Here is an 11,875-nt window from a genome sequence, read left to right on the forward strand (position 1 = left end):
GCTCCAAAGAGGGAAGGGCTTTTTGTATGGCCGTGTAGCTGTGACCCTTTTGTGGGCTCTTCACGCCTGCTTTTCTAGGGGGGATAGGGCTAAGGCTGCTAGGAAGAGCCATGGTGATTTAATCTTCTCGCTTCAGCCAGGACCAGAGCACTTTAAAGTTGACTTTGGCCCCGTGGGCCAAAATTCCTATTTTATATATTTTCGCTGCCACCCATGTGCTTCCGATGAAACCGAGGATTAATAAGCTCATGGAGAGGAGGAGTTCCCAAAAGGGGATACCATAGGCGGCACGGCCCACCATGGCGATCGGGGAGGTCAGCGGAAAGACGCTGAGGTAAAAGCTGGTGCTGCTGTTCGGATCCTGAAGGACGAAGAGGAAGAGCCCCATGTAGGCCACGAGTAGCGGAATGGTGACTGGGAGAACGAATTGCTGGGCATCCGCGGGCGTATCTACCGCAGCGCCGATGGCAGCAAAGAGTGCCCCATAGAGCAGGTAGCCTCCTAGGAAATAGAAGAGGAAGATGCTCAAGATATAACCATAATCCACCTGCAAGAGCGGCATAAGCAGGCGAGCGGGACCCTCTGTGAGCGCCGGGTCGATGCTGTCCGCAGCTAAGCCCTGAGCTTCGAGGAGCTCCGCCTGAGGCATGCGGATTCCGAAAAAGGACCACAGGAGCGAACTTAGTAGGCTAATGAGTAACACCCAGATGCCGAATTGTGTCAAGCCCACAGCTGCGATGCCGATAATTTTCCCGAGCATCAGTTGGAAAGGTCTCATGGTCGCCACGAGCACCTCCATGATGCGACTGGATTTTTCTTCGATGACTCCCTGCATGATTTGATTGCTGTACAGGAAGATGAACAGATAGATCAAAATCCCGCTGATAAAGCCAATGCCATACTGGATGCGGGCATCTCCGGCGACCTCATCACCGCTGGAAGCCAGCGTGATGGTATCCAGACTGACGGGCGTTCGTACTGCCTGCAGGATGCTAGGGTCTATGCCGCTGTTTTGGAGCTTGGAGTCCTCGATGCGCCGCTTTAGGCTAGCTTCGATCATGCTCGTAAAGCTGAGCGGGGGACTGACTTCACTGTAAAAGCTGATGCCACGTGGCCGCTCCATATCCAATGGCGGTATGTGTAGCAGGCCGAAGCGCTCGCCCTTACGCACGAGTTCCTTCGCCTCTTCTAAGGAGATTTTACCGTAAGAAAAGGCATACTGCTCCATACTTTCCAAGAAAAAGAAGTCTTGTTCATCGACGACCTCGATGATTCTTAGGCTGCTGCGCTCCCCTTCGCTCATCGCCAGCCAAAGAATCCCACCCATGATGGCCGGAAATAGGAGTGGAGTAATCAATGTGGCGAGCAGAAAGGATTTTTTTCGGACGCGCGTGGAATACTCTCGCTGGATGAGAAGGGCTACTTTATGCATCATGCTGCTGGGAACTGGCTTGTTGGATGAAAATTTCTTCTATCGTCGGCACGTGGGGCTGGAAGGAGGTAACGAGACCTTTTTGGAGGTACTCCGCCAGCTGGGCATTCGCTTCACGTGCATCCCCTTGTATAAGCACTTGCTGCGGGGTGTTCGCCAGCTCTTCTGAGTGCTGCGACAGGTAGGGCAGATAGGACAGCGTATACGTTTTTTGGCTGAAGCGGGCTTTAATTTCAGGCACGGTGCCGTGCAAAACCAGTCGAGAGCGATGCAGCATCGCCAGTGCATCACAAAGGCTTTCTACCGACTCCATGCGATGTGTAGAGAGCATGATGGTGGTACCCTGTTTTTTTAGGCGAAGGATTTCCTGAAGGACGAGGTCAGCATTTACTGGGTCGAAGCCCGAGAAGGGTTCGTCTAAAATCAAAAGACGTGGTTCGTGCAGGACTGTGGCGATAAACTGAACTTTTTGGGCCATACCCTTCGATAGCTCCTCCACTTTTTTATCTGCCCAGCCCAAGAGGTTAAAGCGCTCCAGCCAGTCTTTGGTACGAATTTTCGCTTCCGCGCTACTTAAACCACGAAGTCGTGCGAAAAAAAGCAACTGTTCTTTGACCACCATTTTTTTATACAGCCCCCGCTCTTCCGGCAGGTAGCCGATTTTACGGATTTCTTTCGGGCTGAGGACTTGGCCCTCTAAAAGTACTCGGCCAGCGTCAGCGGTGATGATTTGATTAATGATGCGAATCAGGGTGGTTTTACCGGCGCCATTTGGGCCTAAAAGGCCAAAAACTGTTCCCTCCGGAACCTGAAAGCTCACATCCTGAAGGGCTTGATGTCCCTGGTAGCCCTTATGCAGGTGCTGGATGTCTAAAAGGGTATCGGAAGTCATGGAATAAAATTTTCAGGGAAAATACGTCGAATCCCGGAAAGCACAAAACTTCCAAGCGCTTACTTTAAGGTAAGGCTTCCTACGGAGATGTCCACGTTTACATAAAGCGCATTTTCTGGATCGCGCTCATAACCGCGTGAAACGTAGGTACGCTGCTGCTTATTGCCCGTGGAACGAAGATGTTTGGGCATATGGATGCGGCACATGGGGGAGGATTTAATCGTCAACTTATACGGCTTATCGGGATCAGGCAGCTGCATATTCAGTTTACCTGCGCCCACCATCGCATGTAAGGTGCCACCCTGATGCGTATCAGGATCTATGCTAATGTCGATGGTGCCATAATTGACATCGAATAAAATCGTTTTGGCTCGCGCCAAATTAATCTGTCGGGCCTCCAGATTACCCATATTGATTTTTACTTGCAGGGTATCCATCGAAACGGCGTTCGGTTTTTCCGCGTCATATCCCAGTGTGATGTCTGCACTAGCGGAGTGGACGCTGCAGTTCGCCACCTGCAGCTCAGAGAGATTGATAAATGCCTTTCCGATGCCGAAAACAAAATCCAGGTCGAGCGGATGCCGCTTATTGATTCCCACGCGCCAGTCATGTTCGAAATTTTCCTCTGTATTCGAGAAAAGTTTATAGCTGAGGCTTTTACTGAAGGACTCATTTTCCACATTGCGGTGGTGCAGCATGATTTCCTGTCGGCCATCGCTCATCGTATCGTCGAACTGAGGAAGGATATTAAGGTTGGACAGGGAGGCTTTTACCCAAACAGGTGCCTCTCCCATGCTGGAGTGAAAGCGGCTGACACCTTTATATACATCAAAATGGAAATAGATAGACTCTACCCCTTCCCGCTTGGCTGCGGTATAATCTCGTTTAATGACCTGCTGGGCATGCAGCGTCATGCTGCACAACAGGAAGACAAAAAGCAGGGGTACTCTTAACATAACACTCTCCTACGCACCTGCTACGAGAAGGTTTCTTTTCTAACAAAAAAAAGATCCCGAAGGATCTTTTTTTATGAAAACATGTCTTTCACACGGTCGAAAAAACCTTTTTCGGCTTTTCCCGGATCGGGGCGGAAGTTTTCGGCGTCCCGCAGCTTCTCCAGAAGTTCTCGCTCCTCACGGCTAAGTGCCTTCGGAGTCCAGACATTTACATAGATGAGTTGATCTCCGGCACCATAGCCATTGATATCTTTTATGCCTTTGCCTTTCAGGCGCAGCACCTTTCCACTCTGTGTCCCGGGCTCTAGCTTTATTTTTACTTTCCCATCGATAGTAGGCACTTCCAGTTGGGCGCCGAGGGCTACGTCTACGAAGCTAACATATAGATCGTAGATCACATTATTTCCATCGCGCTTAAAGTTATCACTTTCGATTTCCTCTATTAGGATGAGTAGGTCACCGGGTATTCCTCCAGCGGCTTCATTCCCTTTTCCGGACATGCTCAGCTGCATGCCATCAGCTACACCGGCAGGAATTTGGATCGGAATCACTTCTTCCTTCAGCACCATTCCGCGTGCATCTGCTTCTGCTGGCTTTTTGTCTACGATTTGGCCATTTCCGCCACAAGCAGGACAAGTAGAAGCGGAGACCATCTGGCCCAGCATGGTGTTCACCACCTTTTTCACCTGACCCGTACCCTGACAAGTGCCGCAGTTTTTAAAGGTGACACCATCGGCGAGCACTTGTCGTTTCACTTTGATTTTTTTCTCCACGCCGTTAGCCACCTCTTGCAGGTTAAGCTTCAGCTTTACGCGCAGATTCGTTCCTTTTTTCGTGCGTCTACGGCCTCCACCACCTCCGCCAAAGAAGGAGTCAAAGCCACCGCCTCCGAAGATATCTCCAAATTGGGAGAAGATATCATCCATGCTGGCGCCACCACCAGAAAAGCCACCGCTAACACCTTGATGGCCATATTGATCATAGCGCTGCTTTTTTTCTGGTGTGCTAAGCACATCATAGGCTTCTGCTGCCTCTTTAAACTTTTCTTCTGCCTCAGCATCTCCAGGATTTTTATCCGGGTGATACTTGATGGCTAATTTCCGATAGGCTTTTTTAATTTCTTCCGGGCTAGCGCTCTTCGAAACTCCTAAAACCTCGTAATAATCTCTCTTTGCCATGCCTTTTTCTTATGCTCCTATGACCACTTTTGCATACCGCACGACGCGGTCACCGAGCATGTAGCCTTTTTCTACTACATCTACTACCTTACCTTTCAGCTCTTCAGAAGGGGCTGGAATTTGCGTAATCGCCTCTTGGAAGTCCGCATCAAAAGGCTTTCCGACGGCATCTTCCATCGGCCTTAGGCCTTTTTGCTCCAGCGTTTTCATCAATTTCTGTACGACGATTTGGTTTCCGTCACGTACTTTTTCGGCCTCAGATTCTGCTGCATGCGCCTTCGCTGCACGCTCGAAATCGTCTAGCACGGGAATGATCGCTTTCAGCACCTCTTCCGAAGCTGTTTTAATCAAGTCTAAGCGTTCCTTAGCCGTTCTTCTGCGATAGTTATCAAATTCAGAATACAGGCGCAAGTATTTATCTTTATACACTTGGGCCTCCTCGCTTACAGGTGTCTCCGCGTCCTGAGCTGCTACGTCGGCCTCTTGCCTTTCTGCTGTAGCCTCCTCGGCCGCTTGCTGCTCCTCAGCTGTCTGCTGCTGTAGGATATCTTCTTCCTGTACGGTGGATTTATCGTGTTGTTTTTCTGCCATTTTTGAATTCATTTTCAATACCTCCTTCGCAATCAAAATGCCACACCGCAAGGGACTGACAAGTTGTCGCACTAGGCATGAATCGTTTTCCAAATTAAGTCTTTCAGCTGGTCCAGCTGATAGCCCGATACGGAAGAAATAAACAGGGAAGGGACATCCACAGGAAGTTCTCGCTTCATTTCTTCCATCAGCTCTTCATCGAGCATATCTGCTTTAGAGATGGCAAGCAGTCGTTTTTTATCGAGTAGTTCAGGGTTGTACCGTTCCAGTTCCCCCAGCAGTACTTGGTAGGCCTCGCGAATACTAGGTGCATCAGCTGGGACCATGAAAAGTAAAAGTGGATTACGTTCGATATGGCGCAGAAAGCGAAGGCCGAGTCCTTTGCCTTCGGCGGCCCCTTCTATTATGCCCGGAATATCTGCCATGACGAAAGAGCGATCATCGCGGTAGGCCACGACGCCCAAGTTCGGCACCAGCGTGGTAAAGGGATAGTCTGCGATTTCTGGTTTCGCGGCAGACAGGCTGCTTAGGAGAGTAGATTTACCAGCATTCGGGAACCCTACCAGCCCGATATCTGCCAGTAGCTTCAGCTCTAAGATGATCCATTCTTCGATACCCTCTTCCCCTGGCTGCGCATAATGTGGCGCTTGGTTGGTAGCCGACTTAAAGTGGTCATTCCCTAATCCACCACGCCCGCCGCGCGTTAGGATGACTTCCTGTCCATCTTCAGTAATTTCAAAACGCGTCTCAAAGGTCTCTGCATCCTTTGCCACCGTACCTAAGGGCACTTCGAGGATAATATCCTTACCATCACGTCCTTTTCGGCGGCCCCCTTCTCCGGACTTTCCTGCCTCTGCGATGACATGCTTTTTATATTTGAGGTGTAGTAAGGTCCAGAGCTGCGCGTTTCCGCGCAAAATAATATGTCCACCGCGCCCCCCGTCTCCGCCATCAGGGCCTCCTTTTGGAACGTGCTTTTCTCTGCGAAAGTGAAGAGAGCCCGCCCCTCCTGCCCCGGAGCGGGAGCAGAATTTTACATAATCGATAAAGTTAGAATCCGCCACGGCTGGTATATGTTAAATCTTGAAATTGACCCGTTAAAAAAAGGCTAGACGTTTCGGTCTAGCCTTTCGAGTGGCAAAGATACGGATAATATTTTTTATTCGTAACTATCTATGGTTTTGGCGATAGCGCCAAAGATCTCATCGATCTCCCCCACACCATTAATGCTGCTTAATTTCCCTTGTTTAGCATAATAGTCTGCTACGGGTAGCGTCTCATCTAGATAGACCTTTATTCGGTTCGCTACTTTAGCGTCATCTTGGTCATCACTGCGGCCAGAGGTTTTACCCCTTTCTTTTATCCGCGTTTTCAAGGTTTCCTCAGGAACTTCCAAGGCAATCATCCCTTTTATAGGTGTTCCTTTTTCATTTAGCAGCGCGTCGAGTGCTTCTGCTTGCGCTACAGTTCGCGGAAATCCATCGAAAATAAACCCTGGGCTATCTGAAGTGCTTTTAATTTTTTCATCGACCATGCCGATCACCACCTCATCCGGGACCAAGTTGCCTTCATCCATGTATTTTTTCGCTAACTGCCCTAGTGCAGTACCCTCTCCGAGATGTTTTCTAAAAAGGTCTCCCGTAGAGAGGTGGGTCAAGCCGTATTTAGCAATCAATTTTTCACTTTGCGTGCCTTTTCCTGCTCCCGGAGGGCCAAATAATACGATATTGAGCATAAGCGTCTGTTCGGTTTATAGTGAAAAGGGGCATCTCCCCTTACTTCATAAAGTATTTTAATCTTCTTTTAGCTGGTAGATCTCCCCGATATTCCGGCCGAAGCCATTATAATCGAGTCCATACCCCACCACAAATTTTTTGGGTATTTCGAACCCAGTATAAGCGATTTCCACCTGGTGCTGCAAGGCTTCTGGTTTCACAAGCAGGCTACATATTCGGATCGAGGCAGCGTTCTCTTTGGCCATACTGGCCAAAAGGTACTGCATACTTAGCCCCGTATCTACGATATCCTCCACGATTAGGATTTCCTTTCCTTTTAGGGATGTAGCTACACCCAACAGCTCGGATACTTCACCCGTAGAGGTCGTCCCTGAATAGGAAGCTAATTTAATAAACTGAAGCTCCATGGGAATCGTAATTTCCTTCACCAAGTCGCTACAGAACATAAAAGCACCATTTAATACAGCCAGCACACAAAGTGGCTTTCCTTCATAATCTTTACTAATCTCTGCTCCCAGCGCTTGAATACGCTCCTGCAGTGTTTCTTTAGCTAAATAGGGGACAAATGACTTGTCCAAAATTTGAATCATACCGATTTTTTTGCCTTCCGCAGAAGGATTAAACAAATATACTACAATTAGCGTCTGAGCCCTTGTTTATTCTTGCTAAACCGCTATAGCTTTTCGAGTAAGAACTTATACAGTGCTACCATCGCATAAAAATCTTTCCAATAGACTTTTTCGTTTGGCGTATGCACATGATCTTCAGGGGCTCCGATAAAGCACCAGTCGAGCGCATAGGGGGAAAATTGGACCTCTCGACCATCACTCCCTCCGTGTGCCTCCACTTCTAACTGAAAAGGTACGCCGGATTTTTTTGCCAAAGATACTATCTTTTCAAGAAAGGCTCTCCTAGGAATATAACGATCTCGAATCGAAATAGCCACCCCTTCCCCATGCCGCACACCTTCCGTCACCCAGGTAATATCAGAAATAAGCGCTTGCTTTACAGGATGCGTCTCCATTATAAAACGAAGTAAAAAGGGCATACTGCCGCCTCCATGTTCTTCATAGGTACTAAATACGACCCAGGCATCCCGGACCTCTTCACATAGGAGTAGCGCGTTATAGACACCTAAGCGGTTATCTAAGTAGGCTGCCTGTAGGTAGGTATCGTTACTACGGATATCTTGTGCGAAAGAAAAACACGTGCCGGGCTGGACAGCGCGCGGAAAATCATGAAACAGTTCGTCCTCCATAACGTTAAGACGGCAGTGGATAGGGCCTAGATCGTCTTCTCCATGAATATAAAAAGAAGCATCTAACTCAGGTCCACCGATAGGGATGAGCTGGTTCTGGTAGCGGCTCATAAACCCTATGGTATCTACATGAGCAAAGACCGCTGTTCTAGGATTTCCGAATTTTAATAGTAAACAATCATGAAATTCTTCTCCATGATAGATTTCAGGTTGAACTTTCCAAAATATTTTACGTTCTTGCACATAATTTAAAATATATTTGGTAATTTCCATTTCGTCTCCTGAAACAGACCTGATATGTAATAAATCCTCTAAAGCACCCGGTATTGGCATAATTTATGTTAATTAATCACGACTTATAAACTTAATTTGATTCAATTCTTGCTACCTTTTCTCCAAAAACAAGGCGGCGTTTTTGATTAGATGTTAAAAGTTGTAAATTTGAAGCTTGAAACCAATTAAACACTCAAATCTGGATAAAAATTTTTTATCATGAAAAAAATCCTACTATCTACCCTAATGGCCGGCGCCATGGCATATGGCGCTCAAGCCCAAGACGACTTCAACAAGTGGTCGATCGATGTTGGAGGTGGTTTTAACCATGCTGCGACACGTTTCACAAGCATGCAGTATGAAACGCCCTTCCTAAATTTAGGACATGCTGACATCGGTGTGCGCTACATGCTTACCGAAAAATTCGGTTTGAAAGCCAATTATGGTTTTGGACAGTTCGTGGGCTCTGACAATTCCCTACCCTTTACCACAAATTATTACAGAGCGAATTTACAAGCTGTAACGAATTTGGGTAGAATTATGAATTTCGAACAATTTTCGCAGAGAATTGGTCTCCTAGCGCACTTTGGTGCTGGCTTCGGAGCGCAGACTCCACAGGAGAATCAATTTGCGGACGTTAGAGATAATTTCTACAATTTAATGGGAGGTTTCACAGCGCAAGTTCGTTTAACGGACAGAATCGCACTTACAGGTGATATCTCTCACGCGATCCTTGGCCGCCTTTCTGTCGCTACTGATGGAGCTTCCGAGGTATTAGGAAGAAGAACAATCGGTAACTGGTGGACCGGTACTGTAGGCTTGAACTTTTACTTGGGTAAGAAATCCCAGCATGCAGACTGGTATATCGCCGCTGAAAAGTACGCTACGAAAGTTGAGCTTGCTGAGCAAATTGGCGAAATCAAGGATATGTTGAAGGATTCTGATGGCGATGGTATTCCGGATTACTTAGATAAAGAGCCAAATACGCCTGCAGGTGCTCGCGTAGATGCGTTCGGAAGAACTCTTGATTCTGATGGTGATGGTATTCCTGATCACTTAGACAAGTGTCCATTTGTTCCTGGCCCAGCATCGAATGACGGATGTCCGATCGAAGAAGTAGTAGAAACAGATTTCTTCAAGAAAGCCATTAACGAAAATTATGTGAACGTATACTTCGCATTCGATAGCGCTAAGCCACTAGGTTTCTCTGCTTCGGCTGTGAACCACGTAGCGAATTTCATGAAGCGTAACCCTGAAGTGAAATTAGAAATTAAAGGTTTCGCAGATGAGTTAGGTCCTGAAGACTATAACATGAAGCTTTCTGAGCGTAGAGCGAAAGCAGTAGAAAAGTTACTTATCGAAGCAGGTATCGATGCCAGCAGACTATCTGCTAAAGGCTTCGGAGAAGATACCAGCGTAGACAAAAAATCTGCTGAAGCACGTCAGTTAGCAAGAAGAACTTCATTTGAGGTAAAATAAGTTCTGATAATACAGATGAAAGGGAGGGCTTAGTCCTCCCTTTTTTTTGGCTTTCGGCGAAAAATAATAGTTGCCCATAAGAGAGAACCACTATTTTAGTGTCAGAAAAGCCGCAGTAATACCACCTATACAAGTCCTCTGCCCCACTACATTGTAGCCTATGTCCGTGCACACTCATATCTTAAGTAACGAAAACTCCATTTTACTCTCTTACCTCGCTGAACTAAGAGACCCTTTAATTCAAAAAGACCGCTGGAGATTCCGAAAGAATCTAGAACGTATCGGTATGTTGATGGCCTATGAACTTTCAAAAACACTCGCCTACACCATACGCACGATCCAAACACCACTTGGAAGCTTGGACAGCCCCATTTTGAATCAGCAGCCCATTCTTATCAATGTTCTTCGGGCTGCCTTACCTCTTTACGAAGGCTTTCTGTCTGTCTTCGACCAGGCAGATAGTGGGTTTATTGGTGCTTACCGGGAACCCCATGGAGCGACCACAGACCCGGAAATCGGCTTTTTTTATCAGGCTTTACCGGATATCGACGGCAAAGAAGTCCTATTTATAGACCCTATGCTCGCCTCAGGCAATTCCTGTATCCAAACCATCGAAGCCCTTTTACGGCATGGCAAACCCAAGCATATCCACATCGCAGCAGTCATCAGTGCGCCGGAAGGCATTCAAAAAATTAAAGATAAAATAGAGTTCCCGCTCACCATTTGGACCGCTGCCTTAGATGCCGGCCTAAATGATCAGGCATACATTTTGCCAGGTTTAGGAGATGCAGGGGATCTCGCTTTTGGCGTAAAAACCAGTTAACGAATAAACTTTATCCCCCCTATCCCTGTTTAAAAAGCGTTTATCCACTTACATGTTAGAGTACATTCTTACCTTTTTCTTCATCCTGGCCTTGTCCATGGTGAAGTTCGTAGCTGGCCCTGCCTTAGGGCTAGCGGCAGGATATTCCATATTTGAAGTAATTTTGGTTACCTTTTTAGGGATGATGAGTAGTGTCCTACTCATCACACAGCTTGGACAGTGGTATAAGCGCTGGCGCGCCACAAAACCAAAGCCACGACTATTTTCAAAAAAAGCCCGCCTCATCATTCGCGTTTGGAGAAGCTTCGGGCCTAATGGCATCGCCTTTCTAACCCCCGTCTTTCTGACCCCCATAGGAGGAACCCTGGTCATGAATGCACTCGGGGTGACGAAAAAGAAAATCTATTTGACCATGAGCATCAGCGCGATAGCCTGGGCTACTTTTTTCGCACTTTCCTTTGACCTATTAATCCAAATCCCCCTCATCGCAGCATTAATGCCTTCCTATTAAAGCCCGCTTACCGACATAAAGCAGGCCTTCCTTGCTAGCTAATACAAACGGAATCTCGCAGCGCTCTTCCCAGAGGAGGGGCTTGGTGGAGCAACAAGTAAGCTGAGAAAAAAACGATCACACTCACCGAGCATGGCTAGCGCAAACCCGGCAGGCTAATTTTAAAGCGCACTGCCAGCAGCCGAATACCAATAATGATGGACAAGCTAAGCAAGAGGTTAAAATCCCGCTGCATACCAAAATAATAGAAAATAAGATAGCAAATAGCCCCCGCTAAACAAGCAGAAGCATAGACCTCTTTCCGAAATAAAATAGGCACCTCATTCACCAGCGTGTCCCGTAATACGCCCCCCATGACAGCCGAAAACATTCCCATGATCGCGGCGATCTCTGGCCGAACACCTAAACTGAGCGCCTTTTCCACCCCCAAAACAGTAAAAAAACCGATCCCAAGCGTATCAAATAAAAAAAGCGTGCGCCTTAGCTTCATCAAGAAAGGGGTGAAAAGAAAGGCCACTACGATTCCTGCTAAAATGGCATAAAAGACATAGATGTCCCCTACCCAAACCAGCGGATAACTGCCCAGCAGCATGTCACGTAGGGAACCTCCACCTATAGCAGTGATAAATCCCGTAAAGCCAGCACCGAATAAATCATGATCTTTATCTCGTACAGCTAAAACGCCAGAAATGGCGAAGACAAAGGTCCCCGCCAACTCAAAAGGGTACTGTAAAGCTATGTCCATA

13 protein-coding genes are annotated in these 11,875 nt (G+C 47.4%); 3 read left to right on the forward strand and 10 right to left on the reverse strand.

What is annotated here, in order from left to right:
• Positions 1-118: 118 nt before the first annotated feature.
• The 9 genes from ACXIT9_RS04640 to ACXIT9_RS04680 form a co-directional block, all read right to left on the reverse strand.
• Positions 119-1,435, reverse strand: coding sequence for an ABC transporter permease (locus tag ACXIT9_RS04640; protein ID WP_458055064.1), 1,317 nt, complete (start codon positions 1,433-1,435; stop codon positions 119-121).
• On the reverse strand, positions 1,425-2,324 hold the full coding sequence (locus ACXIT9_RS04645; RefSeq protein ID WP_458055065.1) for an ABC transporter ATP-binding protein: 900 nt from the start codon (positions 2,322-2,324) through the stop codon (positions 1,425-1,427). The genes ACXIT9_RS04640 and ACXIT9_RS04645 overlap by 11 nt, the downstream gene beginning before the upstream one ends.
• 59 nt (positions 2,325-2,383) lie before the next feature.
• Complete coding sequence (locus ACXIT9_RS04650; protein WP_458055066.1) at positions 2,384-3,280, reverse strand: hypothetical protein; 897 nt, start codon at positions 3,278-3,280, stop codon at positions 2,384-2,386.
• A 71-nt stretch (positions 3,281-3,351) separates the two neighbouring features.
• Positions 3,352-4,458, reverse strand: coding sequence for a molecular chaperone DnaJ (dnaJ, locus tag ACXIT9_RS04655; protein WP_458055067.1), 1,107 nt, complete (start codon positions 4,456-4,458; stop codon positions 3,352-3,354).
• Between the two features lie 9 nt (positions 4,459-4,467).
• A complete protein-coding gene (locus ACXIT9_RS04660; RefSeq protein WP_458055068.1) occupies positions 4,468-5,049 on the reverse strand; it encodes a nucleotide exchange factor GrpE in 582 nt (193 codons plus the stop codon).
• 71 nt (positions 5,050-5,120) lie between these two features.
• A complete protein-coding gene (obgE, locus tag ACXIT9_RS04665) occupies positions 5,121-6,113 on the reverse strand; it encodes a GTPase ObgE (RefSeq protein ID WP_458055069.1) in 993 nt (330 codons plus the stop codon).
• Between the two features lie 95 nt (positions 6,114-6,208).
• Positions 6,209-6,784, reverse strand: coding sequence for an adenylate kinase (locus tag ACXIT9_RS04670; protein WP_458055070.1), 576 nt, complete (start codon positions 6,782-6,784; stop codon positions 6,209-6,211).
• Positions 6,785-6,841: 57 nt separating this feature from the next.
• A complete protein-coding gene (hpt, locus tag ACXIT9_RS04675; protein ID WP_458055071.1) occupies positions 6,842-7,375 on the reverse strand; it encodes a hypoxanthine phosphoribosyltransferase in 534 nt (177 codons plus the stop codon).
• 83 nt (positions 7,376-7,458) lie between these two features.
• A complete protein-coding gene (locus ACXIT9_RS04680) occupies positions 7,459-8,376 on the reverse strand; it encodes a M20/M25/M40 family metallo-hydrolase (protein ID WP_458055072.1) in 918 nt (305 codons plus the stop codon).
• Positions 8,377-8,535: 159 nt separating this feature from the next.
• Between ACXIT9_RS04680 and ACXIT9_RS04685 the strand changes: the two genes are divergently transcribed.
• The 3 genes from ACXIT9_RS04685 to ACXIT9_RS04695 all read left to right on the forward strand — a co-directional run bounded on the left by ACXIT9_RS04685 (position 8,536) and on the right by ACXIT9_RS04695 (position 11,129).
• The gene (locus ACXIT9_RS04685; protein WP_458055073.1) at positions 8,536-9,795 is read left to right on the forward strand and encodes an OmpA family protein; all 1,260 of its coding nucleotides are present in this window, start codon (positions 8,536-8,538) and stop codon (positions 9,793-9,795) included.
• 160 nt (positions 9,796-9,955) lie between these two features.
• On the forward strand, positions 9,956-10,618 hold the full coding sequence (upp, locus tag ACXIT9_RS04690; protein WP_458055074.1) for a uracil phosphoribosyltransferase: 663 nt from the start codon (positions 9,956-9,958) through the stop codon (positions 10,616-10,618).
• Positions 10,619-10,670: 52 nt separating this feature from the next.
• Positions 10,671-11,129 carry a hypothetical protein gene (locus ACXIT9_RS04695; protein ID WP_458055075.1) on the forward strand — a complete coding sequence of 153 codons (459 nt, stop codon included), beginning with the start codon at positions 10,671-10,673 and terminating at the stop codon, positions 11,127-11,129.
• 136 nt (positions 11,130-11,265) lie between these two features.
• Here the strand turns inward: ACXIT9_RS04695 and ACXIT9_RS04700 are convergent, their stop codons facing one another.
• Entirely contained in the window at positions 11,266-11,868 is a 603-nt protein-coding gene (locus tag ACXIT9_RS04700) for a trimeric intracellular cation channel family protein (RefSeq protein WP_458055641.1), read from the reverse strand.
• Positions 11,869-11,875 lie beyond the last annotated feature (7 nt).

It is taken from the genome of Nitritalea sp., from assembly GCF_054166705.1.

Excerpts from the sequence above, each read along its gene's own strand:
- ACXIT9_RS04640 (WP_458055064.1), bottom strand. The coding sequence starts at position 1,435 with ATGATGCATAAAGTAGCCCTTCTCATCCAGCGAGAGTATTCCACGCGC.
- ACXIT9_RS04645 (WP_458055065.1), bottom strand. The coding sequence starts at position 2,324 with ATGACTTCCGATACCCTTTTAGACATCCAGCACCTGCATAAGGGCTAC.
- ACXIT9_RS04650 (WP_458055066.1), bottom strand. The coding sequence starts at position 3,280 with ATGTTAAGAGTACCCCTGCTTTTTGTCTTCCTGTTGTGCAGCATGACG.
- dnaJ (WP_458055067.1), bottom strand. The coding sequence starts at position 4,458 with ATGGCAAAGAGAGATTATTACGAGGTTTTAGGAGTTTCGAAGAGCGCT.
- ACXIT9_RS04660 (WP_458055068.1), bottom strand. The coding sequence starts at position 5,049 with ATGGCAGAAAAACAACACGATAAATCCACCGTACAGGAAGAAGATATC.
- ACXIT9_RS04670 (WP_458055070.1), bottom strand. The coding sequence starts at position 6,784 with ATGCTCAATATCGTATTATTTGGCCCTCCGGGAGCAGGAAAAGGCACG.
- hpt (WP_458055071.1), bottom strand. The coding sequence starts at position 7,375 with ATGATTCAAATTTTGGACAAGTCATTTGTCCCCTATTTAGCTAAAGAA.
- ACXIT9_RS04680 (WP_458055072.1), bottom strand. The coding sequence starts at position 8,376 with ATGCCAATACCGGGTGCTTTAGAGGATTTATTACATATCAGGTCTGTT.
- ACXIT9_RS04685 (WP_458055073.1), top strand. The coding sequence starts at position 8,536 with ATGAAAAAAATCCTACTATCTACCCTAATGGCCGGCGCCATGGCATAT.
- upp (WP_458055074.1), top strand. The coding sequence starts at position 9,956 with ATGTCCGTGCACACTCATATCTTAAGTAACGAAAACTCCATTTTACTC.
- ACXIT9_RS04695 (WP_458055075.1), top strand. The coding sequence starts at position 10,671 with ATGTTAGAGTACATTCTTACCTTTTTCTTCATCCTGGCCTTGTCCATG.